Origin of the sequence: Haloprofundus sp. MHR1 (genome assembly GCF_005155585.1) — an archaeon.
GTDB classification, from domain to species: Archaea; Halobacteriota; Halobacteria; order Halobacteriales; family Haloferacaceae; genus Haloprofundus; species Haloprofundus halophilus.
The window spans coordinates 2,293,604-2,316,954 of sequence record NZ_CP039833.1 but is presented as its reverse complement, the minus strand read 5'-3'; the positions used below and the strand labels follow the sequence as shown (position 1 = coordinate 2,316,954).

General features: G+C 66.4%; 24 protein-coding genes and 1 tRNA gene. 9 read left to right on the top strand and 16 right to left on the bottom strand.

Annotated elements, in window-relative coordinates; genetic code table 11:
- The first annotated feature begins 253 nt into the window (after positions 1-253).
- Positions 254-430 (top strand): hypothetical protein, encoded by a 177-nt coding sequence (locus FCF25_RS15670; protein WP_168191245.1) that lies wholly within the window; start codon positions 254-256, stop codon positions 428-430.
- A 23-nt stretch (positions 431-453) separates the two neighbouring features.
- Here the strand turns inward: FCF25_RS15670 and FCF25_RS11700 are convergent, their stop codons facing one another.
- Genes FCF25_RS11700 through dapA form a run of 6 tightly spaced genes read right to left on the bottom strand, consistent with a single transcriptional unit; the run spans position 454 to position 6,358 of the window.
- Positions 454-1,638, bottom strand: a complete 1,185-nt coding sequence (locus tag FCF25_RS11700; protein ID WP_254425857.1) for a M20 family metallopeptidase — start codon at positions 1,636-1,638, stop codon at positions 454-456.
- Positions 1,635-2,534, bottom strand: coding sequence for a diaminopimelate epimerase (dapF, locus tag FCF25_RS11695; protein WP_137048834.1), 900 nt, complete (start codon positions 2,532-2,534; stop codon positions 1,635-1,637). The genes FCF25_RS11700 and dapF overlap by 4 nt, the downstream gene beginning before the upstream one ends.
- Positions 2,531-3,820, bottom strand: a complete 1,290-nt coding sequence (gene lysA / locus FCF25_RS11690; protein ID WP_137048833.1) for a diaminopimelate decarboxylase — start codon at positions 3,818-3,820, stop codon at positions 2,531-2,533. The genes dapF and lysA overlap by 4 nt, the downstream gene beginning before the upstream one ends.
- On the bottom strand, positions 3,817-4,662 hold the full coding sequence (locus FCF25_RS11685; RefSeq protein WP_117591929.1) for a 2,3,4,5-tetrahydropyridine-2,6-dicarboxylate N-succinyltransferase: 846 nt from the start codon (positions 4,660-4,662) through the stop codon (positions 3,817-3,819). The genes lysA and FCF25_RS11685 overlap by 4 nt, the downstream gene beginning before the upstream one ends.
- Positions 4,659-5,450, bottom strand: coding sequence for a 4-hydroxy-tetrahydrodipicolinate reductase (gene dapB, locus FCF25_RS11680; RefSeq protein WP_137048832.1), 792 nt, complete (start codon positions 5,448-5,450; stop codon positions 4,659-4,661). The genes FCF25_RS11685 and dapB overlap by 4 nt, the downstream gene beginning before the upstream one ends.
- Entirely contained in the window at positions 5,447-6,358 is a 912-nt protein-coding gene (gene dapA, locus FCF25_RS11675; protein ID WP_117591932.1) for a 4-hydroxy-tetrahydrodipicolinate synthase, read from the bottom strand. The genes dapB and dapA overlap by 4 nt, the downstream gene beginning before the upstream one ends.
- A 309-nt stretch (positions 6,359-6,667) precedes the next feature.
- On the opposite strand from dapA, the gene FCF25_RS11670 reads away from it, so the two are divergent.
- Together FCF25_RS11670 and FCF25_RS11665 are read left to right on the top strand one after the other, a co-directional pair.
- Positions 6,668-7,165 (top strand): NYN domain-containing protein, encoded by a 498-nt coding sequence (locus FCF25_RS11670; RefSeq protein ID WP_117591934.1) that lies wholly within the window; start codon positions 6,668-6,670, stop codon positions 7,163-7,165.
- A gap of 69 nt (positions 7,166-7,234) precedes the next feature.
- Entirely contained in the window at positions 7,235-7,708 is a 474-nt protein-coding gene (locus tag FCF25_RS11665) for a PUA domain-containing protein (RefSeq protein ID WP_137048831.1), read from the top strand.
- A gap of 3 nt (positions 7,709-7,711) precedes the next feature.
- Here the strand turns inward: FCF25_RS11665 and FCF25_RS11660 are convergent, their stop codons facing one another.
- The 4 genes from FCF25_RS11660 to FCF25_RS11645 all read right to left on the bottom strand — a co-directional run bounded on the left by FCF25_RS11660 (position 7,712) and on the right by FCF25_RS11645 (position 10,719).
- Entirely contained in the window at positions 7,712-8,767 is a 1,056-nt protein-coding gene (locus FCF25_RS11660; protein ID WP_137048830.1) for a presenilin family intramembrane aspartyl protease PSH, read from the bottom strand.
- 72 nt (positions 8,768-8,839) lie between these two features.
- Positions 8,840-9,067, bottom strand: coding sequence for an H/ACA ribonucleoprotein complex subunit GAR1 (locus FCF25_RS11655; protein ID WP_232819691.1), 228 nt, complete (start codon positions 9,065-9,067; stop codon positions 8,840-8,842).
- Positions 9,067-9,345: a signal recognition particle subunit SRP19 gene (gene srp19 / locus FCF25_RS11650; RefSeq protein ID WP_117591943.1), complete on the bottom strand. Its 279-nt coding sequence runs from the start codon at positions 9,343-9,345 to the stop codon at positions 9,067-9,069. Before srp19 ends, FCF25_RS11655 begins: the two co-directional genes overlap by 1 nt.
- Before the next feature lie 186 nt (positions 9,346-9,531).
- The gene (locus tag FCF25_RS11645) at positions 9,532-10,719 is read right to left on the bottom strand and encodes a PGF-CTERM-anchored ABC transporter substrate-binding protein (protein WP_137048828.1); all 1,188 of its coding nucleotides are present in this window, start codon (positions 10,717-10,719) and stop codon (positions 9,532-9,534) included.
- A gap of 64 nt (positions 10,720-10,783) precedes the next feature.
- Here FCF25_RS11645 and btuC point away from each other — a divergent pair, with 64 nt between their 5' ends.
- Positions 10,784-11,878: a vitamin B12 ABC transporter permease BtuC gene (btuC, locus tag FCF25_RS11640; protein WP_137048827.1), complete on the top strand. Its 1,095-nt coding sequence runs from the start codon at positions 10,784-10,786 to the stop codon at positions 11,876-11,878.
- Positions 11,875-13,284 carry a heme ABC transporter ATP-binding protein gene (locus FCF25_RS11635; protein ID WP_394347878.1) on the top strand — a complete coding sequence of 470 codons (1,410 nt, stop codon included), beginning with the start codon at positions 11,875-11,877 and terminating at the stop codon, positions 13,282-13,284. The genes btuC and FCF25_RS11635 overlap by 4 nt, the downstream gene beginning before the upstream one ends.
- On the opposite strand, the gene FCF25_RS11630 is transcribed toward FCF25_RS11635, so the two are convergent.
- Complete coding sequence (locus FCF25_RS11630; protein WP_137048826.1) at positions 13,233-13,535, bottom strand: hypothetical protein; 303 nt, start codon at positions 13,533-13,535, stop codon at positions 13,233-13,235. The two genes, FCF25_RS11635 and FCF25_RS11630, sit on opposite strands and share 52 nt — an antisense overlap.
- A 133-nt stretch (positions 13,536-13,668) precedes the next feature.
- On the opposite strand from FCF25_RS11630, the gene FCF25_RS11625 reads away from it, so the two are divergent.
- The 3 genes from FCF25_RS11625 to FCF25_RS11615 all read left to right on the top strand — a co-directional run bounded on the left by FCF25_RS11625 (position 13,669) and on the right by FCF25_RS11615 (position 15,817).
- Positions 13,669-14,649 carry a class I SAM-dependent methyltransferase family protein gene (locus FCF25_RS11625; protein ID WP_137048825.1) on the top strand — a complete coding sequence of 327 codons (981 nt, stop codon included), beginning with the start codon at positions 13,669-13,671 and terminating at the stop codon, positions 14,647-14,649.
- A 92-nt stretch (positions 14,650-14,741) separates the two neighbouring features.
- Positions 14,742-14,814, top strand: a tRNA-Thr gene (locus FCF25_RS11620).
- Positions 14,815-15,421: 607 nt separating this feature from the next.
- The gene (locus tag FCF25_RS11615; protein WP_168191244.1) at positions 15,422-15,817 is read left to right on the top strand and encodes a HalOD1 output domain-containing protein; all 396 of its coding nucleotides are present in this window, start codon (positions 15,422-15,424) and stop codon (positions 15,815-15,817) included.
- Positions 15,818-16,346: 529 nt separating this feature from the next.
- Here FCF25_RS11615 and FCF25_RS11610 read toward each other — a convergent pair.
- Complete coding sequence (locus FCF25_RS11610) at positions 16,347-16,679, bottom strand: transcriptional regulator (RefSeq protein ID WP_137048824.1); 333 nt, start codon at positions 16,677-16,679, stop codon at positions 16,347-16,349.
- Between the two features lie 346 nt (positions 16,680-17,025).
- On the opposite strand from FCF25_RS11610, the gene dph5 reads away from it, so the two are divergent.
- A complete protein-coding gene (dph5, locus tag FCF25_RS11605) occupies positions 17,026-17,832 on the top strand; it encodes a diphthine synthase (protein ID WP_137048823.1) in 807 nt (268 codons plus the stop codon).
- 36 nt (positions 17,833-17,868) lie between these two features.
- On the opposite strand, the gene artA is transcribed toward dph5, so the two are convergent.
- From artA to FCF25_RS11585, 4 genes are all read right to left on the bottom strand, one after another.
- Positions 17,869-18,879: an archaeosortase A gene (artA, locus tag FCF25_RS11600; RefSeq protein WP_137048822.1), complete on the bottom strand. Its 1,011-nt coding sequence runs from the start codon at positions 18,877-18,879 to the stop codon at positions 17,869-17,871.
- A gap of 86 nt (positions 18,880-18,965) precedes the next feature.
- Positions 18,966-19,232 (bottom strand): hypothetical protein, encoded by a 267-nt coding sequence (locus FCF25_RS11595; protein WP_137048821.1) that lies wholly within the window; start codon positions 19,230-19,232, stop codon positions 18,966-18,968.
- A gap of 175 nt (positions 19,233-19,407) precedes the next feature.
- The gene (locus FCF25_RS11590; RefSeq protein WP_137048820.1) at positions 19,408-21,570 is read right to left on the bottom strand and encodes a BGTF surface domain-containing protein; all 2,163 of its coding nucleotides are present in this window, start codon (positions 21,568-21,570) and stop codon (positions 19,408-19,410) included.
- 560 nt (positions 21,571-22,130) lie between these two features.
- Complete coding sequence (locus FCF25_RS11585) at positions 22,131-22,928, bottom strand: VOC family protein (protein ID WP_137048819.1); 798 nt, start codon at positions 22,926-22,928, stop codon at positions 22,131-22,133.
- Positions 22,929-23,351: the final 423 nt, after the last annotated feature.

Genomic DNA, 23,351 nt, shown 5'->3' with positions numbered 1-23,351 from the left:
CGTGGAGCGGCCGACCGTGCTGACTGTATTGGTCCGACATAGTACCGGGTACAGTCCAGTCAGGCAAAAACGTCCGCGTCGGAGACCGGCGGAACCGACGGCGATTGACCGATAAACGCGACGTTCTGCTCGGCGCGATGGACGGGTTGGTCCGGCAACTTCGTTCGAACCGACTCCCGATGTCCGTCCGAGTGCCCCGATTAGCAGTCCAACAAACGCTTATCCGTCCCGGCCGCCTCTGCGGAGAGGACCCATGGGCATTTTCAACGAGTTAGGGCGACAGGTCGAGCAGTTCAAACGGACCGTGCAGACGACGGCCGACGAAAACGCAGCGTACCGGTGTCAGGAGTGCGACGCGCGGTTTCACGCGCATCACGAGCAGTGCCCGGAGTGCGGGTCGACGAACCTCGAACCGGTGACCGAGGAGTGAGTAGCACCCGCCTCGAACGCTCACTACCTGTTCTCGCCCACTAGCGACCGCAGCGACTCGGTCACGGCGTCTGCGGCCGCCCGAACCTCGCTGACTCGAACGTACTCCCGGTTGGCGTGCGCCACCGGTCCCTCGTCGTCGGCCAGCACGCCCGGTCCGAAGACGACCGTCGGCGCGGGCGAGAAGTACGACGCCTCCGTCGCGGCGGTGAAGGGGCGAACCGTACCCCCAGACGCGTCGGCGAGCGTCGCCACGAGTTCGTGGGCGGGGTCGGTCGAGAACGCCTCCAGAAACGGCGTCTCGCGGTCGGCGAGCGCGAACGCGACGCCGACGTCGTCGGGAGTGTACGACCCGACGTGCGCTTCGAGCGCCTCCCGGAACTCGTCGGCCGTCTCCGGGGGGACGCTGCGGCGGTCGACGGTAATCGAACAGTCGGCGGGAACCTGGTTCGTCGCCTCGCCGCCGGAGATGACCGTCGGCGTCAGCGACGGCGCGCCGAGTTGGTCGTGCGTCGGCGGCGACGCGTCGACGACGTCGTCGTACGTTCGAATCGCTTCGAGCGCCCCCTCCGCGGCGGCGACGGCGTTGACCCCCGACGCTGATTCGGCGGCGTGGGCGTTCTCGCCCGAGAGGCGAACCGCGCCCTCGAACCGACCTTTCGCGGCCGTACACACGTCCAAGCCGGTCGGTTCGCCGACGATGTACAGGTCGCCGTCGAGGTCGAGCGCGTGCGCGCCCTTCGATAGCGTCTCCTCGTCGGGCGTGACCGCGAGCGTCAGTTTCCCTCCGCCGTCGCCGTTGCCGCCTCCGTCGCCGTTGTCGCCGTTGTCACCTCCGTCGCCGCCCTCGCCACCAGTGCCGACGTCGATGGCGAAGAACCCTGCGAGCAACGCCGCGAGCGGGCCTTTCGCGTCGCACGACCCGCGGCCGCGAATCACCTCGTCGTCGCCCGTTCCCTCGCGTTCGTACTCGACGTGTGGGGAGACGGTGTCGATGTGCGTGTTCAGGACGACGTGTGGCGCGCCCTCGCCGCGCGAGGCGAGCGTGTTCCCGGCGTCGTCGACCGTCGCGTCGACACCCTGCGCCTCGATGGTCTCGACGAGCAACTCGCGCATCGCCGTCACGTCTTCGTGAGAGTCGGTGCGGACCGCCCGGTCGAGGAAGTCGACCGGGTCGAACGCCCGACTCTCCGAATCGGCGCCGCTCACCGCTCCGGAAGCGCGGCGAGTCGACCCTCGTACTCCGCCTCGACGGGACCGCGGAGCGTCGCGCCGCCGCGGTCGGGCACCGTGATTTCGAGGTCGCCGCCCGGCGGCGAGACGCGAATCGGGTCGTCGCCCTCGACGAGACCGAGACGCTTCGCGGCAGCGACGACGGCGACCGCGCCCGTCCCGCAGGAACGCGTCTCGCCCTCGACGCCCCGTTCGAAGGTGCGCTGGCTGAAACCGCCGTCCTCGTCGCGGGAGGCCAGCGTCACGTTCGCGCCTTCGGGGAAGGCGTCGGCGTGACGGACCGCGGGCGCGACGGCTTCGAGGTCCACGTCAGCCACGTCCTCGACGAACGCGACGGCGTGCGGAACGCCGGTGTTCACCGCCGTGACTTCGAGACCCTCGACCTCCTCGGCGACGAGTTCGCCGTCGCGGTCGGCCGCCAGCGGCACGTCCCGCGGGTCGAACGTCGGGCGTCCCATCTCGACGGTGATGTCGGCCGAGTCGTCGCCCGGGCCGTCGCGGACGACGGCGCGCTTGGTGCCCGACTGGGTGTCGATCATGAACTCCGAGGCGTCGGTTCGGGCGGCCGCCCACGCCGCCGCACAGCGCGCGCCGTTGCCGCACATCGCGGCGACGGAGCCGTCGGGCTGGACGAGCGTCATCACGATTCTGGGCGGATGGAACCGGTCTTCGAGCGCCAAGAAGAGGACGCCGTCCGCGCCGCGCCGGTCGTGGACGCCGCTCTCGTCGACGACGCCAGTGTCGCGGTCGCAGTGCGCCTCGGCGAACCGACCGCGGTACGGAACCGAGTCGGTCGCGTCGACGACGACGAAGTCGTTGCCGGTCCCGTGGTACTTTTCGAACGATACGGTGTGGTCGAGTGCTGGGCTCATCGTGATTCTACCTCCGTGAGGTCCGTCAGGGTCTCGCGCCGCCGGACCAACGCGGCGTTTTCTCCGCTCTCGCCGTCAGCTTCGCCTCCGAGTGCGACCTCGGCGGGTCGCGGCCGGGAGTTGTAGGTGCTCGCCATCTCGTAGCCGTACGCCCCCGCGTTGCCGACGGCGAGCAGGTCGCCCCGTTCGGGGCGCGGCAGGGGGCGGTTCTCGCAGAACACGTCCGAACTCTCGCAGATGGGGCCGACGACGGTCGCGCCGACCGTTTCTCTCCCCTCACCGTCGAGATTCCGAATCGCGTGGTACGCGTCGTACAGCGCGGGCCGAAGCAGCGTCGTCATCCCGGCGTCGACGCCGGTGACGACCGTCTCGGGCGTCTCCTTGACGGTGTTGACCCGCGTGAGGAGCACGCCCGCGTCGGCGACGACGTAGCGACCGGGTTCGACCGCGAGCGTCGCGTCGATATCCCCGATGGCCTCGCGCGTCGCCTCGGCGACGGCGGGCAGGTCGAGCGCCGGTTCGTCTTCTCCGTAGGGGACGCCGAAGCCGCCGCCGACGTCGACGAATTCGAGGTCGACGCCCGTGGCCGAAACGTCGCGGGCGAGGTCGCCCATTCGGCGCACGAGTTCGCGGTGGTTTTCGAGGTCGTCGCCGGAGATGCCGCTTCCAGCGTGGGCGTGGACGCCGACGAGGTCGAACGCCTCGCTCGCGGACTCGACGAGGTCGGCGGCGCGGTCGTACGGGACGCCGAACTTCGCGTTCGCGCCGGTTCTGACCTTCTCGTGGTGGCCCGCGCCGACGCCCGGGTTGACGCGGACGCAGAGGCGGCCGTCGAACCCTCGCTCTGCGAGTCGTTCCGCGGTATCGGCCGCGCCGACCGTGACGGTGAGGTCGGGATGTTCACGCCACGCGTCGACAACGTAGTCGAGGTCCTCGGCGGGCGGGTGAACGGCGGTGTACTGAATCTCGTCGCCCGAAAAGCCCGCGCCGAGCGCCCGGTGGACCTCGCCCGCCGACGCGCACTCGGCGGGGAGGCCGGCGTCGCGAACGGTTTCGAGCACCGCCCGGCCGGTGTGCGCCTTCACCGCGTAGCGAACCTCCGCGTCGGGGAACGCCTCGCGCAGGCGAGCGCAGTTCTCCGCTACCCGGTCGAGGTCGGTGACGTACAGCGGCGTGCCGTACTCGTCGGCGAGGGATTCGAGACGCGCGGCGTCCCAGTCGGCGAGTCGTCGGACCGCGGGATTGGGTCGGTCGTCGCGCGATACCTCGTCGGCTGACTCGCTCATTCCCGGAGCGCCTCCTCCCGACGGGTCGCGTCGAGGGTGTCGTCTTCGACGTCGAGCGCGACGACGGCGGGCTTGAACGCGCCGCCCGCAAAGAGGTCGTGGTCGCCGAGCGAGGATTCGACGAAGCGCGTGAACGCGCGGCGCTCCGGCGGCAGGTGGCCGTAGACGACCTCCTCCTCCACGAGGTCGTAGACGGGAATCCGCGGCGTCAACAGGGTGTTCTCGCCGACGATACTGTCCTCGCCGACGACGAAACCGGAGGTGACTCGGCAGCCGGCGCCGAGCGAGACGCCGTCCTCGACGACGACCGGCGCATCCTCGACGGGTTCGAGCACGCCGCCGATGAGCGTGTTCGCGCCCAACTTGACGTTCGCGCCGATTTGGGCGCACGAGCCGACGGTGTCGCAGGAGTCGACGAGCGTGCCGTCGCCGACGTGCGCGCCGATGTTGAGGAACGCGGGGCTCATGACGATGCAGTCGTCGCCGAGGTGCGCCCCCCGACGCAGGACGGTGCCGTCGGGTGTGTTCCGCGTGCCTCGCTCGGCCAAATCGTCGGTCTCGCGCAGCGGCAACACGTCGTGGTACGTCACGCCGCCGTACTCTCGCGGTTGGGTCGCGCGCAGGCCGAAGTTGAGCAGGATGCCCCGCTTGACCCACTCGTTGGCCTCCCACGAGTCGAGCGACGAGCCGGTCTTCTCGGCCGCCCTCGCCTCGCCCGATTCGAGCGCGTCGAGAAACGCGTCGAGCGCGTCCAACTCGTCGCTGCCCGCCGTCTCGGCGTCTATCTCGTCGTCGTCGTAGCGCTGCCACAGGTCGTCGATGTCGGATTCGAGTGTCGTCATCGTTCGTCAGAACCTCCGATTACGTCGGAAAAGTCGTACCGACCGGCCTCGCGGCCGGCGAGCCACACCGCCGCGTCGAGCGCTCCCGCGGCGAAGACGCCGCGAGAGCCGGCGCGGTGGGTGAGCGAAAGCACCTCGTGGTTGCCGGCGAGGAGGACTTCGTGCTCCCCGGTCACGTCGCCGGCGCGGCGCGCGTGGACGCCGATTTCGCCGGCCTCTCTCGGTTGGTCGCCCTCGCGGCCGTGGACGCGCCCCGTCGTCTCGCGCTCGGCTTCGATGTCGTCGAGAATCGTGTTGGCCGTTCCACTGGGGGCGTCGCGCTTCCCGTTGTGGTGCGTTTCCGTGACCTCGATATCGTAGCCCGGAAGTGCGGAGACCGCCTCGCGGACGGCGCGCCGGAGTCCGGCGATGCCGCGCGAGAAGTTCGCCGCCTTCAGCAGCGGAATCGATTCGCCGGCGTCTTCGAGCGCCGACTGCTGTTCCTCGGAGAAGCCGGTCGTGCCGACGACGACGGGAACCTCGGCTTCGACGCACGCGGCGACGTACTCGACGCTGGACTCGGGACCGGTGAAGTCGACGAGCGCGTCGGGGTCCCGTTCCGCGAGCAGCGACGGCAGGTCGGCCGCGTCTTCGATTTCTTCACCCTGGCCGCTGCGGGCGACTGCGAGGACGACGTTGAGGTCGTCGCGGTCGGCGGCCAGTTCCCGAAGTTCGCCGCCCATCCGACCGGTCGCGCCGGTGATGGCGATTCTGATTGGCCGACCCCGTACGTCGTCGCCCGCGCTCATCCGCTCGTCGCCTCCGCTTCCCGTGCTTCGGGTTGGAGGTCGTCCAGTAGTTCCCGCAGGCGCTGGCGGTGCTCTTCGGAGAGCCGCGTCAGCGGCGCGCGCAGGTCGGCGGGACCGTAGCCGCGCATCGCCATCGCCTCCTTCACCGGGATGGGGTTCGTCTCGACGAACAGCTGGCGGGTGAGCGGTCCGAGTTCGTGGTGAATCCCGCGGGCGCGGGCGTAGTCGCCGTCGAGCGCCGCCGAGACGAGTTCGACCGTCCGCTCGGGTTCGACGTTGGCGACGACGCTGATGGTTCCGGCGCCGCCCACGGAGAGGACGGGCAGCGTGAGGCCGTCGTCGCCCGAGAGCACCGAGAATTCTTCCTCCTGGGTGCGCTCGACGACTTCCGAAATCTGGTTCAGGTCGCCGCTGGCGGCCTTGTAACCCGCGACGTTCTCGTGAGATGCGAGTTCGGCGACGGTGTCGACGGTCATGTTCCGGCCGGTTCGCGAGGGGACGTTGTAGACGATCTGCGGCACGTCCACCTCGTCGGCGATGGTGCGGTAGTGGTCGACCATACCGGCCGGTTCGGGCTTGTTGTAGTACGGCGAGATGAGGAGGAGGGCGTCCGCGCCGGCGTCGGCCGAGCGTCGGGAGAGTTCGAGCGCTTCGCGGGTGGAGTTCGACCCCGACCCGGCGATAACGGGAACGTCGACGGCGTCGACGACGGCTTCGACCACGTCGACGTGTTCGTCGTGGCTGAGCGTCGCGCTCTCGCCCGTCGAACCGACGGGGACGAGGCCGGCGACCCCGGCGGCTTCGAGGCGTCGGGCGTCGGTCCGCAGTTGTTCGAAGTCGATGCGTCCTTCCGAGGTGAACGGCGTCGTCATCGCCGGGTACACCCCGCGGAACTGGGTGGTTGTCATTGGTGCTGTGTGGTTGGTCGAGAGAGACGGTGAGATATCGGTGCGCGTCGGAGTTCGCCCGAGACGGGGTCGCCACCCCCGCCGCGAGCGATCAGTACGCGCGTTTTTTCAGAAAAGTCGGCCGCGTCGCTGTCGCGGGGCGTGTCCCGAACGCGACGGCCGAGTGAGTCACGTTCCGACCAAGGGAGTCTACGAGATTTATAGCTTACGTCGTCCGCCAATGCTGCCGACCGCGGGCGCTCCCGGGAGGGTCGCATCACTCTCGGCTGAAAACAAGGCATTAAACGGAGTCACTTCGAGTATGGAATCATGACCGAGATCCACCCGAACCAGCGCGTCGCCGTCTTGGTCGACGCGCAGAACCTCTACCACACGGCACAGAGTCTCTACTCTCGAAACATCGACTACTCCTCGCTCCTCGAAAAGAGCGTTCAAGACCGGGAGCTCACCCGCGCCATCTCGTACGTCATCCGCGCGGACGCGCCCGACGAGGAACGCTTCTTCGAGGCGCTCGTCGACATCGGCTTCGAGACGAAGATAAAGGACATCAAGACGTTCGGCGACGGCTCGAAGAAGGCCGACTGGGACGTCGGGATGAGCTTAGACGCCGTGACGCTCGCGAGCCACGTCGACACCATCGTGCTCTGCACCGGCGACGGCGACTTCTCGCGGCTCTGCTCGCACCTGCGTCACGAGGGCGTCCGCGCCGAGGTGATGGCGTTCAAGCAGTCGACCGCCGAGGAACTCATCGAGGCGGCGGACTCGTTTTTGGACCTCTCGGAGCGACAGGAGACGTTCCTGCTCTGAGCGCGACGACCCGACGAGCACGGACCCCGAAGTCGAAGCGTTTTCGCCGTCCCCCGCTCAGAAGCGAGTATGAGCGATGCTGCGGACGTAGCTGATTTGCGCGTCGTCGCCGACTACCAGTTCGGCGCGGGCGCTGGCGACGCCCTGTTCCCCGAGACCGGCGACTTCGAACTCCGGCGGACCAAGAGCGGCCGCCCTCGACAGGTGTACGACGGCGACGACCGAGTCGTCTCCTACGGCGTCGACGGCCGGTTCCGCCTCGGTGTCGCGGGCGGTCGACGCCTTACGGAGACGCTCGACACCCCCGCCTGCCGGGTCGTCGTCGGCGACGAGAGCGAACCGTTCGTCCGCGACGGCAAGAACGTGTTCGCGAAGTTCGTCCAGAGCGTGGGAGACGAGATTCGACAGGGCGACGAGGTGGCCGTCGTCCACGAAGAGGGCGGAGTGCTGGCCGTCGGCCGCGCGGAACTGTCGGCGTCGGCGATGCTCGACTTCGAGTCGGGGATGGCCGTGAAAGTGCGAAACGGCGCGGGCGAGGCGTAACCGTTAGAGATACGGCGCGAGGCCGAGCGCCTGCACGAGCGAGACGCCCGCGAGCAGCGACCCGACGAGATATCCACCGATGGCTCCGCCGTTCAAAAGCGGAAGACCGGCGTGGGCGCGACCTTTCGCGACGGCCCACATCAACACGCCGAGTCCGAGGAACGTCCCGACCATCGCCAGTAGTGCCGGGAGGTTCAGCGCGGGAATCGCTCCGAACCCGAGCGCCGCCGCGGGCGAGAAGAAGGCCGCGCTGGCGACGAGCACCGTCGGCATCACCGCGTCGCCGAGGCCGATGAAGAACGCGTCGCGCCCGGCGTCGGGTTCGCCCGTTTCCGATTCCGATTCGCCTTCACTATCGCCGTCGACGACTGCGGTCGACTCTTCTTCTTCTTCTTCTTCTTCTTCCGGCCCTTCGCTTTCGTGGACGCCGCTCGCGCCCGAGAAGTCGTCCTCCAGAAGCGAGTACGAAAGCGAGAGCGGGATGACCAGCACGACCGGCACCCGAAGGTCCATCACGCCTTCGGCGAGGCTGAGCATGTGCTCGGTGCCGTAGACGCTGACGGCGTCGTAGACGGCCAACACCGAGAGGAGGACGATGGCCGGGAGGACACCGAAACTGATGCCGAAGAGCCCAGCCGCGCCCGCGCCCATCACCACGCCGGCGGCGTCGACGACGTACCACTCCGGGTAGAGATAGAGCGCCAGCGAGACGCCCGCGGCGAGCGCCAGCGTCGGGAGGTCGAGGTAGCCCCCGCCCGTCTGGACGGCGAGCGTCGGCGGGACGACGGCGCTGAACACGTACCATGAGAGCATGCCGCTGCTGAGGAGGACGAGCGCGCGGACGGTCCACGCGGCGTCGTAGCGGAAGGCGGCGAGCATCGCGGCGGTGGCGACGAGAATCGCGCCGACGTAGACGAGGCTGTTCGTCGGGTCGGAGGGGTCCTCCACGGCCTGATAGCCGGCCGCGTCGAACGTCGGGACGAGCGCGAGCGCCCCGAGCTGGACGAGGAGGAAGATGAGCGCGGCCAAGAGGGTGCCGCGGAACATGCGAGGGTCCATCGACGACCGGTTAGCACGCAGATGGTTTGGTGGTTCCGCTTGGCGACGAGCGAGGTGTGTCGAAGGAGGCTATCACCGCGCGTACAGTTTCGTGCCGACCATCGACGGAAGCTTCGACCGGTCCTTCGGCGTCACCGCGACGTAGGGGGCGTCGACGGGGCCGAACACGTCGACGATGCGACCCGCCGCGGAGAGGCTCTCGTCGACGACGCTCGTGCCGATTCGCGGGTCCTCGTCGCCCTCCCAGCGGACGATTGCCAACCCTTGTGCCGTCCGGGAGACGGTGCCGACGCGCTGCATCAGTCGCGGAGGATGCCGACGTAGGCGGCGACGGCTTGCACGAGGTCGTTCTTGGTGGCGTCGTCGGCGCCCTGGACGAGGACGCAGCCGCGGGTCTCGTACTCCCGGGAGTACGACTTGTCGCGCTCGATGATGGCGTCGTAGCCGACCTGCTGGACGGCTTTGGCGATTTCGTCGACTGTCGGGTCTTCGACGGCCGCTTTCAACGGGACGCGTCGCCCCTCCGAACGAGTCTTCTCCGCGTCGAGATAGGCGGGCCAGATGACGTTTTCGACCATGGTCGGAGTGAACGCGCCGGGAAAAAGACGGTTGTGGTCGCCGGGCGCGGTCTGACGAGTGGGTGTCGGGTTGGTTAGGTCGGTTGGGTGTCGGGTCGGTTAGGTCAGGTCGGTGTCGAGTCGGTTAGGTCGGGTCGGTTAGGTCAGTTGGGCGTTGAGTCGGTTAGGTCGAGTCGGTTGAGTTGGTTAGAGACGCCGCGCCGACAGCGCGACGAGGAGAAGGGCGGCGACGGCGGCTGTGACGCCGAAGCCGGGTCCGGTCGTCTCGGTCGCGTCGGCGTCGGTCGCGCCGTCGTCACTGTCGGTCGTCTCCGCGGTCTCGGTGCCGTCCGTCGACTCCGACGAGTCGTTCTCGAGACCGGTGTCCGCACTCGCGTTCGACGTCGCGTTCGCCTCGAACTCCGCGCGGGAGACGAACGTCGCGTCGGCGTCGGGGTGGAAGCCCTCAGTCATGTTCTGCACCGCGTAGACGACGCTCCGCGGCGCGGGTTGGTTGAGGTAGTTCTGCTCGACGACGACGTACCGCTCGTCCTCGCCGGCGGCGGTGCTGGCGTACGGCTCGGTCGTCACGTACCGCTGGCCGGCGGCCTCCGTCTGGACGAGCAGTATCTCGGGGTTCGCCTCGACGACGACCTCGTCGCTCACCTGCGGGTAGCCGCTCAGTCCGCGCTCGGCGGCAACGTTCGACCCGCCGGAGGCGTTTATCATCGCGCTGATGAACGTGTCGCCGCCGGCGACGTAGCCGCCGCCGAGCGGGTAGAGGACGGACGGGCGCTCGGCGTCGGCCGTCGCGTTCTCCGCGGCGTCGACGTTCTGGGTCATCCAGGCGTTCGCCTCGGCCGCGCCCTCGCAGTTACCGGTGAGTTGGCCGACGAGCGTCGTCTTCTCGCGGACGTCCTCGACAGTCGTCGCCTCGGACATGTGGAACACCGTCAGCCCGGAGTTGCGCAGCGACTCGACCGTCTCGACGGGCGTCGCGTTCGGCGCGAGCACGAGGTCGGGGTTCGTACCGACGACCTTCTCGTTGTTCACGCCGAAGCCGGCGGCGGAGACGTTCGTCCGGTCCTCCGCGCCGTCGAGGTAGGACGCGAACTGCGAGACGCCGACGACCTGCTCTTCGCCGCCGATCTCCCACATCGTCTGGGCGGCGCTCGGGTTGAGCGTCGTCACGCGTTCGGGTCGTTGCTCTACGGTCACTTCGGTCCCCGTCGCGTCGGTCGCGGTGAACGGGAACGCACAGTCGGCCTGTACCGCCGGCGAGACGTTCTGGTGAACGCCTGCGCTCTCGACGCCCGTTACAGGAGCCGCCGCCGCGGGTGCGACGAGCGAGAGGACGACGAGTGCCGTGAGAATCGCGGATACTGTCTGTCGCATCGTACGCTGTCCGAACCACTAATCCAATAAGTATTTACCTAATGCAAGCAGGCTTTCGTAACAGATGCGTACTTCGACACGCGCGGGCGTCTGGTCCGGCGCGCTCTCCTGTGTTCTCGCGGTCGTCGTCCTCGTGAGCGCCGGTATCGGGCCGGTCGCTATCGCGCCGACGACGGTCGCGAAAGCGACGCTCAACGCCGTCGCCGTCCCCGGGGCGCTCTCCCTCGGGCAGTCGACGGTCGGCGGTGTCGTCGTCCCGACGCTCGATATCGGCTACGTCCATCCGTTCTCGTTTCCCGTCGAGGAGCCTCACCAGGTCATCGTGACGACGATTCGACTCCCGCGAATCCTGCTCGGGGCCGTCGTCGGCTTCGCGCTGGCGACGGCGGGCGTCGTCATGCAGGGCTTTTTCCGGAATCCGATGGCCGACCCCTCCATCATCGGCGTCTCCTCCGGCGCGGCCGTCGGTGCCGTCGCCTTCCTCGTCGCGCCGTTCGCGCTCCCGTTCGGCCTCGGCCTGCAGGGGGCGGCCTTTCTCGGCGCGCTCTGCACGGCGTTCGGCGTCTACCTCATCGCCAGCGAGAACGGCAAGACGCCCGTCGCGACCCTCCTGCTCGCGGGCGTCGCGGTCCAGACGTTTCTGGGCGCGGTCATCTCCTTCATGCTCCTGCACAGCGGCGAGAGCCTCCGACAGGTCGTCTACTGGCTGATGGGCCACCTCGACAACGCCTCGTGGGGCGACGTCGGCGTCGCGGCGCTGGTCGTCCCGCCGCTGTTTCTCCTGCTGCTCGCCTACGGCCGCGACCTGAACGTCCTCCTCCTCGGCGAGGAAGACGCCCACAGCCTCGGCATCGAAGTCGAGCGCACCAAGCGCGTACTATTGGCGGTGTCGAGTCTCGTCACCGCGGCGGCCGTCGCCGTCTCGGGGGTCATCGGCTTCGTCGGCCTCATCGTCCCGCACGTGATGCGACTCGTCGTCGGCCCCGACCACCGGATTCTGTTGCCGACGAGCGCGCTCGCGGGCGCGGCGTTCCTCGTTGCCACCGACACGCTCGCGCGCTCCGGCACCGCGGAGTTGCCGGTCGGCGTCGTCACCGCGGCGCTGGGCGCGCCCTTCTTCCTCTACCTGCTGCGGACTCAGGAGGTGCGCTCGCTGTGAGCGACCGAAACGGCAAGGATGACCGAAACGGCGAGGGCGACGCCGAAACCACCGACGCTGACATCACCGACGCCGAAACCCCCGACGCGGCCATCCGCGTCGACGACCTCGCTGTCGAACTCGGCGGCGTCTCCGTCCTCGACGGCGTGGACGCGACGGTCGAACGCGGCGCGTTCGTCGGCCTCGTGGGACCGAACGGCGCGGGGAAGACGACGCTGCTCCGCTCGCTGTCGGGGCTGATCCGACCCGACCGGGGGTCGGTCGCCGTCGACGGCGTCCCCATCGCGGGTCGGTCGTCGAAGGCGGTGAGTCGGCTCGTGGCGACGGTTCCCCAGGACACCTCGCTGTCGTTCGACTTCGACGTGCGCGAGACGGTCGCCATGGGTCGCTCGCCGCATCTCGGTCGGTTCGAGCGGTTCGGCCCCGAGGACGAACGCGCCGTCGACGACGCGATGGAGAGAACGGAAGTCACGCAGTTCGCCGACCGCTCGGTGACGGCGGTCAGCGGCGGCGAGCGCCAGCGAGTGCTCCTGGCGCGAGCGCTGGCGCAGGACGCGCCCGTGCTCCTGCTCGACGAACCGACCGCCAGCCTCGACATCAACCACCAGGTACGGACGCTCGAACTCGTCCGCGACCTCGTCGCGAGCGGGAAGACCGTCGTCGCGGCCATCCACGACCTCAACCTCGCGGCGCACTACTGCGACGACCTCCTCCTCCTCGGCGACGGGCGAGTGCTGGCCGCGGGCGACCCGCAGTCGGTGCTCACCGAGGCGAACCTGGAGACGGCCTTCGGCGCGAACGCCGTCGTCTCCCGGCACCCGGTGACGGGTTCGGTGTACGTGACGGCGCTGCCCGACGACCCCCGACGCGACCGCGGCGACGAGGGCCGCGTCCACGTCGTCGGCGGCGGCGGGAGCGCCGCCCGCCTCCTCTACCTCCTCGACGCCGCGGGTTACGACGTGTCGGTCGGCGCGCTCAACGAGGGCGACTCCGACACCGAGACGGCCCGCAGTCTGGGGCTGGACGCGGTGACGGTGCCGCCGTTTGCCGCCGTCGACGACGAGGCGCGCGCGGCGGTCGAATCCCGCATCCGCGAGGCGGACGTGACCGTCGTCGCCGACGTCGAGGTCGGCGAGGGGAACCGGGCGAATCTCGAAGCGGTTCGTCCCGCGTCGTCGGTCGTGCTCGTCGAGGAACGGCCGTTCGCGGAGCGAAACTACGCCGGCCCCGCGGTCGCCGAGACGTACGCCGAACTCCGAGCGCGGGCGACGGTGGTCTCGCCGAGTCGCGTCGTGGGCGCGGTCGCCGCCGCGGTCGACGAGAGCCGAGACGCGACGGACGCCGCCTGGTCCGCTCAGTCCTCCCAGTCCTCGTCGCCGTCTCGCTTCTCCGACCAGCGGTCGTAGAGCGCGTCGCCGACGACCGAACCGACGATGCCGGGGAGCAGAAACAGCGACCCGAGGAAGACGGCGGCGATGCTCAGCCAGCGCGAGTACGGCTCCGTCGGCGGCCACAGCAGCGGAATCCACTGGACGACGAACTCCCAGAACAGGACGACGAGCAGAAACGAGAGCACAGTCGTACAGCCGAGTCGGACGGCGAGGCGTCTCGCGGACGGTCCCGGTTGCGGGTCGGGGAACTCGAAGTCGTCGGCCACGGTCGCAGTTCGTGCGCGACCGATATAACCGACACGCGATGCACACACTGCGAGGGTGCACACGCTGCGAGGGACCACTACGACGCGCGAAGCGTCAGCCTTACTCGCCGCGGGAGCGACGCTCCGGACAGACATGACGGTGCCCTGCGTACGCGTGCCAGCCTCCGCGGGCGAGGAGACCCGACAGGCGCTCGTCGAGGCGGGCGTCGTCGACCACGGTCACGACATCGTCGCCGACGACGGCGTCCTCTACATTCCCGTGACCGACTCGACGGGCGTCCCGGCGGAGTACGAGGTGGTCGACCGCGACGTCCCGACCCGACGACAGCAGCGGACGCCCGCCGACGTGTTGGGTTTCGAGCCCTCCTACGAGCGACTCGGCGACATCGTCATCCTCGACGAGGACGACCCCGAGCGCGCCCGCGAGATCGCCGACGCGGTGATGGACTCCGACGTCCGCGCGAAGACGGTCGTCAACCGCGACTCGAAGATTCGGGGCGAGCTCCGCGTCCGCGACTGGGAGCTGCTCGTGGGGAGCGACACCGAGACCGTCCACCGCGAGTACGGCTACGAGTTCCTCCTCGATATCTCGACCGTGTACTTCTCGCCGCGGCTGGCGACCGAGCGCCACCGCGTCGTCGACCAGGTCGAACCGGGCGAACGCGTGTTCGACATGTTCGCCGGGGTGGGCCCGTTCGCGATTCCCTGCGCCGGCGAAGGCGCGGAGGTCGTCGCCGTCGACCTGAACGAGGCTGCCGTCGAGTACCTCCGCGAGAACGCGCGCCGAAACGGCGTCGAAGAGCGACTCACGGCGATTCAGGGAGACGTGACCGAAGCGGGAAGCGAGTACGAAAACTGGGCCGACCGCATCGTGATGAACCTCCCGCACAGCGCCGGCGAGTTCCTGGACACGGCCGTCGCCGTCGCGGGCGACGACTGCGTGGTTCACTACTACGACATCCAGCACGAGGACGACCCGTTCGGCCCCGGAGAACGGGCGATTCGCGCCGCCGCCGAACCCGAGTACGAAGTGACCGTGCTGAACGAGCGCGTCGTCCGGTCGTACGCGCCTCACGAGTACAACGTCTGTCTCGACGTTCGGCTGTCCCGGTGAGAGGGGGTACCTGCGCCTCGCCGTCGCACGCCGCGACTCGTTTCGGAACCCTTATTGGCCCGATGGCGGTACGTTGAGATGCGCGATACCGCGCCGGTGTAGCTCAGCTGGCAGAGCGATTCCTTCGTAAGGAATAGGCCGAGGGTTCAAATCCCTCCACCGGCTCTTTCTGCGACGAACCCCGTGCAGAGCGAAGCGAACCGCGAGCGACTCGAATCGGTGCCGAGCGACGCACCGACCGCGCCCCCGGTCCGCGCACCGGTTTGCGTCTGTCCACGGTATCGCGTCTCTGTCCGCCGAACATCCTCCGGTGAGTCCTCTGTTTAGCCAAGTTTCGTCGCGGACGTCGTGGCCGACAGATAGTGGCGACCGTCGAAAGAAGTCTGTCCGTGTGCCTACTACGGGGCAGACCCCTTTCTCGGAGTCGCCACTTATGAGACCATGCCCGGAGTATAAGCACTTATCGAATAACCTATAGTTTGAGCGGTGATTCGGTCCGGGCGGCATGTCTTCCCGAGGCCGAAGCCGACCGAACCACTCTCGGGTCTCGCCACCGAGCGAATCGGCGCTCACGAGGTTCGCTCACGAGGTCTGCGTACGTGACTGACGCTCGCCGAAAGCGCCCGTCTTCCAAACGACCCAGAGACACTCGCTTCGTTTCCCCGTAGACGGTCGGGTTCGGTGAGACACGAAGGGATTCGACACCGAAAACGTCCGGTCGGACGATGGTCCCCCTTTCGACCCGGCTCCGACCGGTGTGCTCGTCGCTAACGTGACCACCAGACAATTTATTACGACTTACGCATTACAATCTTATGTGCCTACTACGGGTAAAATTCCACAACAGATTACGTCGCCCGGCATCAGCGTCCCGACGTACGCGATAGATATCACGGAAGCGATGGCCGGCGAGGACGTCTCCACGGCGATCATCATGTCGATCGCGGCCATCGAAGGACGCGACCCGCTGGACCTCGATCCGATGTTCGACGACATCGAGACCGATTCGCTGAACACGCTGTTCAACTCCCCGTCGAACGATCTCCACGTCCAGTTCACCACGAACGGATGGAACGTGCAGCTTCACGGCTCGGGCGAGGCCATTTTCGAGCGCCAGATCTCTCTGTCCGAGGCTTCCGGGCCGAACTCCGAGAAATCGACCGCGTAGCGACACCGCTGACGAACTCGTTCTGCTACTCGGACGAGTAGCTCTCGGCTCGAAAACGCTCACTCGGGCGGCTTCCGTTGGGGCTCGCGGTCTGTCCGTCTGGCGGCGACTAACCGCCGAAGCCACTCGATCTGTTCGTCGCTGATTCCGTCTTCGACCGCGGTCTGTGGCGGATTTCCGAGTTTGAGCTCTTTACTCGGTCGTCGGGGATGGTTTTTTGTGCGGCTCGGCTCCCGGTGAGGCGTAGTCGCCGTCATGCGTGGTTTTTTCCAACTTAACGAAAATAAATCTTACTCAGGAAAAAATTGGCGAGTGCTTACACCGCTCCGTACACCGCTGACACGCGACGCCCCACGGGCGACGAACTCGCCGCTCGGGACGGAGGACGGTCCGGGAACTGCCGTGACAGTCGACCGTTCGCGGACCGGCGCGGCTCCGAGACGTTCGCTTCGGTACGCACCGTTCGGACGGGGGTGCGCTGTACCAGCTATCGGGGGGGTTGCGAGGCGCGGGTTCGCAGCCGGAGTCGTCAGGGCCACCCGGCCGGGAGTTCCTCTCGGTGTTCGTCGAGGAGTTCGAGCAGCGGTGTCGCCTCCTCGAGCAACGGACCGCGTCGTATCGTCGCGCGTTCTTGGTCCCAGTCGACGAACCCCGCTTCGTCGAGCTGCGGCAGGTGAACGTGGTAGAGGTTCTCGGGGGCGACGCCCGCCTCGGCCAGTTCGGCGGCGAACCGTTCCAGTTCGACGGCCTCGTCGGCACCGTACTCCCGCGCTAGAAAGACGAGGATGCGTCGACGCGACTGGTGGCTCAACGTGCGAAAGAGACAGTCGAGTGTCGTAGCGCTCCAGTCGTGTTCGGTCACCGACTGACGCCCCCGGACCGTCTCCTGTAGCTTTGCGAGAGTACCATCCGTTCGAGAACTACTACGCTCGGAACAATCAACCACTACCTACATTGGTACAGGACTTTTATCGCTCTCCACGTCTGCCCGACCGAATTTTCGTTCTCGGACCCCTCAAATCTCGGTTCCGGGCGTCTCGACCGTCTACCCGTTCGCTCCGTCCCTCCGAACTTCGTCCCTCCGAACTTCGTCCCTCCGAACTTCGACGTCTCGACGCTTCGACCCTTCGACGTTCGTTTGTCGGCCAGCCGCGCGCCGCGCCGATGCAGACGGTTTATGCGGGCGTGTCGCCGATTCCGACCACACGATGCTCACGTTCATCGGACTCGGTCTCTACGACGAGCGGTCGATAACCGTCGAGGGTCGGGAGGCGCTTCGTAGCGCCGACCGCGCCTTCGCGGAGTTCTACACCAGCAAACTCATCGGGACGACGGTCGAGGAGCTCGCCGACCACCACGGCGTCGACATCGACGTCAGAGACCGCGCGGGGGTCGAGCGGGATGCGGACGAGATTCTCGACGCCGCCGAAGACGGCGACGCCGCGTTTCTCACCGCCGGGGACACGATGATATCGACGACGCACGTCGACCTGCGCCTCCGGGCCCACGAGCGCGGCATCGAGACGAACGTCGTCCACGGCGTCACCGCACAGTCGGCGGCGAGCGGACTCACCGGCCTGCAGAACTACAGATTCGGAAAGGCGACGACGCTCCCGTTCCCGTACGCCCACGGCGCCGACGGAACCCCCCGGAGCGTCGTCGACACCGTCGAGGACAACCGCGAGCGCGGCCTCCACACGCTCGTCTACCTCGACATCAAGGTCGGCTACGAGCGCGCGGGCGTTGACGCCGACGACGAGTACATGACCGCCGACTTCGCCGCGGGCGAGTTCGCCCGCGACTGGGACGGCGACGCGCTGGGTGTCGTCGTCGCCCGCGCGGGCAGTCCGGAACCGGTCGTCGCCGCCGACCGACTCTCGGCGCTCGCCGAGCGCGAGTTCGGCGACCCGCTGCACATGCTCGTCATCCCCGCGTCGCTGCACGACCTGGAGGCGGAGGCGCTCTCGGCGTTCGGCGGTGCGCCCGCCGAGGTTGTCGACGAGAACACCGTGTAGCGCAGGAGCCGACGAGAAACCAGCGAGGTGACGGTGTTAGTCGTCGCCGTCGCCGCTCTGTTCTATCTCAGCACCGCTCTCGGCGCCGACGCGTCCGCCGTCGGGGCGCGCCTGTCCGCGACCACCTGCTTGCTGGACGTCGAGCGCGCTGTGGAGGTCGTACTCCTCGCGGGTCAGCATGTACAGCACGTCCTCGATGACGGTGAGCAGTTCGGGCAGTTCGCGGACGACGAGGTAGGTGATGCCCATGAGCGCGACGACGGCGAGCAGTTGGCTGATGACGCGGTCCGAGAGGAAAAAGGACACCATGTAGGGGTCCGAGGAGCCGAACAGAAACAGCACCTCATCGACGAACCACTGCATGTACTGTTTGCCGAAGACGATGCCGATGAACGTCGTCCGAAGCAAGTTCAGCGCGTAGATGATGGGGATGGCGATGGCGAGCGCGCGGAGTTTCCGACCCAGCGGCGCGCGAACCGCGGCGATGAGCCCCGCGAAGATGGCCATGCTCCCGATGCCGGTGCAGGCGAGGACGACCGAGAAGACGAGACTGTGGCCGTCGGTGTGGACGAACCTGAACGTGTTGTCGTAGCCCTCCGGACCGACGATGGGCGTCGGGTCGTAGCCGAGCAGGTTGATGAGGTAGCCGGTCTGGGACGCGACGACCTCGACCAACACCTCTCGGGGTGAGGGGATGGTCGTCGCGCCGACCGTTATCGCGGGGATCGTCTCGAACGGGAGGTAGACGATGCCCATCACGGCGACGGCGCGCGAGAGCACGAACAGGGTGTCGCGGCCGCGGTACAGCAACAGCCCCGCGTAGAGGCTGAGCGGGACCGCCGCGAGGCTGAGGACGCCCTCGATGTAGGATTTGTGCTCGAAGGCGAAGTGCGGGAACAGGTTGAGCCAGAAGAGCGCGAAGGCGACCCACGCGCTCACCATCACGTACCGGGCGACGCGCCGGTTCGAGCGTTCGAACAGCGCACCGCCGGCGAACAACGCGATGGCGACCCACGCGAGCGGGTCGGAGGGAACGACGCCGGGCATACCGCTACGGTTCGCGTGCGGGGGTAAATCCCTTGTCGTCTGATGTGAGGTGAGCGCACGAGCGGTTCGTACGAGCTCCCGAACGCCTATCGGTCACAATCCGATTCGTTGAGTCGGGTGGCGATTCTCGAACGACGACCATTGTTGGCCGCTCTTCGGTCACGAATCGCCTCTCGCATCGTTTCGGCCACCGTTTCGTCGGCGTCGCTGTCGATGAGTCCCATCGACGCGAGCACTCTCGGGTCCGGACCGCCGACCATCCGCCGGAGCGTCTCTTCCATCGTCTCGTCGCTTCCCTTGTGCGCCGAGACGAGTTCGTGGAACTCCTCAGAGACGCGAATCGTCTTCGTCACGTCTGATTTTCGGATGCGAGTGTCGAAAAACGTTGCTCCGAATCTAGCGTGTCTATTCCCCTCAGTGAACGACGCAGCTGTCGCTCGTCGGTGTGAGTTCGATAAAGGAAGTAGGGCCGGGAACGGTCCCGGTGGTTCTGCGTTAGCGCTCGAAAGCAGACTCGTCAGAGTCTACTTAGTTGTCGCGGCGGACCGCGAGGAGCGCAGCGGCGATGAGCGCGACGAGAGCGACGATGACACCGAAGCCGGGCGTGTCCGTTTCGGTCTCGCCGTCAGTGTTGCCACCCTCGGTGGTTTCCTCGGTGGTTTCCTCAGGAGTGTCCTCGGTGGTCTCCGTAGGCTCATCCGTGGTGGTTTCCGTGGTGGTGTTGTTCGTCTCGGTGGTGGTGACGTTACCGTCGTCGCCACCGCTCGTGCCGTTCACGATGACTGCCGAGTACTCAGTGTCGCCCTCGAGGCCAGAGCCAGTCTGGTCGTTGAGCGACAGCGTGAAGTTCGTACCTGCTTCGAGGTCAGCGAAGTCGAAGGAGGCGTTGAACGTCCCGTTCTGACCGACCGTCACGGTTTGCGTTTCGACGAACGTGTTGGTTGCACCGGACTCACTCTGCGCGCGGACGCGAATCTCGGAGCCAGGCGCGATCGAGGATTCGCCCTCAACCGAACCGTTCTCGGAGGCAGCAACCTCAACGACATCGTCGTCGTTAGTCTCGAGGGAAGCCTCACGGTCAACGACCTCGAAGGTCGAACCAACAGTGACGTCGTCGTCACCGTTGACGACTTCGCCGCTGGCGGTCATCGTGACGTTGTATTCGTTGCCGCTGGAGAAGCCAACGGTCTCGTCGTTCGGACGCGTGAGTTCTGCGGATTCCGTGTCAACGACGACGAAGAGGTTGTTGTTCTCGTCGTCGACGACGACGTTATCCGTGGTCAGTTCAAGCGTACCTGGTTCACGGTTTGCACCGGGGTCCATCTCCTCAACTTCGAGGGAGACGTCTTCCGTTGCGCCACGTTCAAAGGCACCGAAGAAGCCGGAGCCCTGAATCTGAACAATAGCGAGGTCGCCCGCTGCGACAGTGCTGTCTTGCGTAATCTCGCCGTCCTCGATCGCTTCGAGAACATCCTCACGGGTCGTTTCGCTGTCGACTGCACCAGCAGGGGCAGTCCACGACTGCGCACCCTGGATGGAGCTCTCCGTCACAGCGAGCGTGCTGATGTCGGAGGAGTCGAGACTGCTGTCTTCAGCGAAGCCAACCGGACCAACTTCGATGTCGTAGTTAGCCGAGTCGAGACGACCGGAGACACCGAGGTTGGTGTCGTTGTTAAAGGCGGTAACAGACGAGTCCTCGTCACCCGAGAGACCGTAGTTGTTCGCCTGGGTTGCTTCGTACGTGTTGATCGTGACGTTAGCGACACCGTCCTCGTCCTCGTCGACAACGGTAGCGTTGACCGAGTAACCGTCCTCGGGGCTACCGATGAGGAGGTCCGCTTCGGTCGAGTCCTGCATTTCGACCTGGAAGGTCGTCGTGTCACCGGATTCGACGTTCACGCTGTTCGGGAGCGAGAAGGTCTGGTCGAGTTCGTCGACTTCGATGGACGTGGAGTCCTGTGCCGTTGTGTCAGCAACAGAGAACGTGAAGTTGTACTGACCGGCATCGACATCTGTGAAGTCAACCGTGTATTCGTCGCCCTTGTTGAAGTTCTGAAGAACGACTTCATCATCGTCGTTTGTCGTGACCTGGAAGTCATCTTCACTAGGGCTTTCGACTTCGTTACCCTCGAAGAGGGCGCTAATCTCGGAGTTGCTCAGGTCTTCGGCCTCAACGACGAGGTCGAACTGGGAGCGAACGGCGGAGTCGACGTTAAGCGTCGTCTCGCCGCCCTGGTTGATGCTCTCGTCTTCGAAGGACGCAGAGATGTCCTGCTCCGTGACGTCGAAGGAAGCAGCACTGATTTCGCCAGAACTACCAACGTCTCCAGTGGTCACAACGAGAGGTGTACCACGGTTGTTAGCTTCGACGAGAACGTACGAACCCGTTCCGAGGGAACTGGTGTCGATGATGGCCGATCCGTCTGCATCCGTCGTGAACGAGTAGACGGTTGCACCGAGGGAGCCGTCATCAACGGTACGAATTTGGTAGTCTACTTCTGTACTTTCACCGCTGTCTACGTAGAGCTCCTGACCCTGGTAAAACAGACTCCCAGAATTGAGGTCTGAATCAGCGTCAGCAGCGTTAGCCGCAGCAGCCGTACCTGCAAACGCGACGGTGCCCGCGAAAACGGAGAACACCATCAGCGCAGCAAGGAATACTGCACGGAACTTCTGTGTTGTTTGTGTCATGGTTTTGTGCTGTTGTCGGCAACACCTACTTTCGCCCGTGCCTGGATACCGAAGCGCCCAGCGGAGTGCCGGACTTGGCGGGGGATACTCGTCGATGCTACCATGGGTAGGGGTACGCTCAAAACCTTAGCCTCTCATTATAAATGCTTTGTGGTAAATCGGGGGATTTGTCATCCAGTGACACGACCGAATTCGGGGGACAGAAGCGTTCTCCTGCTGATACGGGGTTAAGTATTTTGTGTCTGACTACTCCAGTCGCTGATAACTGAAATCCGAGGTTTTACCGACTGACGTTCGGAAATCAAGCGTTTTCGACTTCGGTGGTGAAACCCGACGAGCGGACTCTCCCGTCGCTAAAAATAGCCAGTAGAACCAACTTTCACTCTCGGATATGGGTCGATTCAGCACGAAGGGACGTTCGGGGGTCGCCCCGTTCGCGTACGATTCACGGGGGAGTGGGCCGTCTTCCAGCGCCGAAACTGTCCGTTGCGAGCGACTGCTCGGTCAGTACCGCGAAAACTTGGAGAAGTAGCGTTCGGTCGTCCGTGTGAGCGTCGGGACTACGCCGGGAACAGCGAGTCGGCGTCGAAGTCGCGTTCGAGCACCTCTATCTCGTGGCCGTCGGGGTCCTTCGTGAACGCGTACTTGTCGTCGCACGAGGCGGGGTCGCGGTAGTCGTCGGCCTCGCGCTCCATCAGCGTCTCCCAGTACTCGGAGAGGTCGTCGGCGCGGACGGCGAGGTGTCCCCACGCGTCGCCCAACTCGTAGCTCCGGCCGTCGTAGTTGTAGGTGAGTTCGACGGCCATCGCCTCGTCGGCGCTTCCCTCGGGCTTCACGAAGTAGTTCGCGAAGGTGTCGGACTCCCAGCGGCCGGTGTGCTGGTACTCGAACTTCCGCGTCCAGAAGCCGAGCGCCTCGTCGGCGTCCTCGACGCGGATCATCGTGTGGTCGAGGCTCCAGCGCGCGCCGAGGTCGGGGTCGCGCTTGACGATCTCGATCTCGTGGCCGTCGGGGTCCTTCACGAAGGCGTACCGCCCGCCGCAGGACTCGGGGTCTCGGTAGTCCTCGACGCCGTTGTCCATCAGCTCCTGATACGCTTCCTCCAGTTCGCCCTCGGGCACGCGCACGGCGATGTGGCCCCACGCGTCGCCGACGTCGTACTCGTCGGTGTCGTGGTTCTCGGTCAGTTCGAGCATTGCGCCCTCCTCGTGCATCTCCTCGGGCCCGATGTAGACGTTGGTGAAGGTGTCGGCCTCCCAGCGGTCTTTCTCCTCGTAGTTCAGGTTCGTCTTGTACCACTCCAGCGACTCCTCCAGGTCGCCGACGCGAATCATCGTGTGGTCGAGTACTCCGGACATAGACCAATAATGGGTCGGCGCGTCGAAAAGAATACCGGAGGCGGAACCGTCTCGCCGTGTCGACCACTAGTCGTCCGCGAACGGCTGTCCTCTCTTTAGTTGAAGGAGGGGCGAAGTCCCATTCTCAGCGAGCGAATCGAGCAAAGTAAGTGAGTAAGGCGGGGGAGTTCACAGAGAAGGCAGTCGACCCTCTCCGACATCCGCCGAAGTTCATACTCGGTGAAGGCCGTCTAGCGTCGAGTACAGGCGCTCTCGTGGCCATCAGTTGCTTCGGGTGCGGTTCATATTCGGCGCAAATCCCCGCAAGAAGACTGATACTGACCGTTTCACTCCCACTAGGAGGCGCCCGACGACGCGTCCAAATCACCGCCAACGCACCGAAAGAAGTACCCAAAGCGTGGAAACGAGCGTTTAGCGTGCTGA

Excerpts from the sequence above, each read along its gene's own strand:
- FCF25_RS15670 (WP_168191245.1), top strand. The coding sequence starts at position 254 with ATGGGCATTTTCAACGAGTTAGGGCGACAGGTCGAGCAGTTCAAACGG.
- dapF (WP_137048834.1), bottom strand. The coding sequence starts at position 2,534 with ATGAGCCCAGCACTCGACCACACCGTATCGTTCGAAAAGTACCACGGG.
- lysA (WP_137048833.1), bottom strand. The coding sequence starts at position 3,820 with ATGAGCGAGTCAGCCGACGAGGTATCGCGCGACGACCGACCCAATCCC.
- FCF25_RS11685 (WP_117591929.1), bottom strand. The coding sequence starts at position 4,662 with ATGACGACACTCGAATCCGACATCGACGACCTGTGGCAGCGCTACGAC.
- dapB (WP_137048832.1), bottom strand. The coding sequence starts at position 5,450 with ATGAGCGCGGGCGACGACGTACGGGGTCGGCCAATCAGAATCGCCATC.
- dapA (WP_117591932.1), bottom strand. The coding sequence starts at position 6,358 with ATGACAACCACCCAGTTCCGCGGGGTGTACCCGGCGATGACGACGCCG.
- FCF25_RS11670 (WP_117591934.1), top strand. The coding sequence starts at position 6,668 with ATGACCGAGATCCACCCGAACCAGCGCGTCGCCGTCTTGGTCGACGCG.
- FCF25_RS11665 (WP_137048831.1), top strand. The coding sequence starts at position 7,235 with ATGAGCGATGCTGCGGACGTAGCTGATTTGCGCGTCGTCGCCGACTAC.
- FCF25_RS11660 (WP_137048830.1), bottom strand. The coding sequence starts at position 8,767 with ATGGACCCTCGCATGTTCCGCGGCACCCTCTTGGCCGCGCTCATCTTC.
- FCF25_RS11655 (WP_232819691.1), bottom strand. The coding sequence starts at position 9,067 with ATGCAGCGCGTCGGCACCGTCTCCCGGACGGCACAAGGGTTGGCAATC.
- srp19 (WP_117591943.1), bottom strand. The coding sequence starts at position 9,345 with ATGGTCGAAAACGTCATCTGGCCCGCCTATCTCGACGCGGAGAAGACT.
- FCF25_RS11645 (WP_137048828.1), bottom strand. The coding sequence starts at position 10,719 with ATGCGACAGACAGTATCCGCGATTCTCACGGCACTCGTCGTCCTCTCG.
- btuC (WP_137048827.1), top strand. The coding sequence starts at position 10,784 with ATGCGTACTTCGACACGCGCGGGCGTCTGGTCCGGCGCGCTCTCCTGT.
- FCF25_RS11625 (WP_137048825.1), top strand. The coding sequence starts at position 13,669 with ATGACGGTGCCCTGCGTACGCGTGCCAGCCTCCGCGGGCGAGGAGACC.
- dph5 (WP_137048823.1), top strand. The coding sequence starts at position 17,026 with ATGCTCACGTTCATCGGACTCGGTCTCTACGACGAGCGGTCGATAACC.
- artA (WP_137048822.1), bottom strand. The coding sequence starts at position 18,879 with ATGCCCGGCGTCGTTCCCTCCGACCCGCTCGCGTGGGTCGCCATCGCG.
- FCF25_RS11590 (WP_137048820.1), bottom strand. The coding sequence starts at position 21,570 with ATGACACAAACAACACAGAAGTTCCGTGCAGTATTCCTTGCTGCGCTG.
- FCF25_RS11585 (WP_137048819.1), bottom strand. The coding sequence starts at position 22,928 with ATGTCCGGAGTACTCGACCACACGATGATTCGCGTCGGCGACCTGGAG.